The following is a 626-nucleotide window of genomic DNA, read 5'->3' on the forward strand; positions in this document are numbered from 1 at the left end:
GGGCGTGTAAGCGATCTCGTGTAAGTGCCGTGGGATTATTGGATGCTGAGCCGGTCCTCGAAGAAGAGTGAGAACTGGTTCAGTGCCTCCTTCCAGTGTGCGGCGACGTGGTTGATGTCGCGTGCCCTGGGGGTGATCTGCTCCCGGACGGCGAGGTAGAGGACCTTCAACGCCGCTTGCTCGGAGGGGAAGTGGCCGCGGTTGCGGGTGGCCTTCCGCAGGCGGGAGTTGATCGACTCGACCATGTTCGTGGAGTAGACGACCGTCCTTATCGCGGGCGGGAACGCGAGGTAGGGCGTGAACTCGCTCCAGGCCGCCCGCCAGGTGCGGACCACGGCCGGGTAGCGTTCGCCCAGCTCGGACGCGGCAAGCTCGTCCAGTGCCCGTTCGGCGGCCTGCTCGGTCGGCGCGCTGTAGATCGCCCGCAGGGCCGGCACCAGCTTGGAGCGGTCCCTGCCGGAGGACAGCCGCAGAGAGGCGCGAATCAGGTGGATCACACATGTCTGCACCGTCGCGCGGGGCCAGGTGGCGGTCACCGCCTCCGGCAGGCCCTTCAACCCGTCGCAGCAGACGATGCACACGTCCTCAACGCCCCGGTTGCGCAGTTCGGACAGCACCGCCATCCA

The 626-nt window shown here is 67.3% G+C and carries 1 protein-coding gene; it reads right to left on the reverse strand.

What is annotated here, in order from left to right:
- Positions 1-35: 35 nt before the first annotated feature.
- On the reverse strand, positions 36-626 hold a 591-nt coding region (locus RZ50_RS21585; RefSeq protein WP_217680714.1), incomplete at its 5' end, for a transposase.

The organism is Kitasatospora sp. SUK 42, from assembly GCF_015776785.2.
GTDB lineage: Bacteria > Actinomycetota > Actinomycetes > Streptomycetales > Streptomycetaceae > Kitasatospora.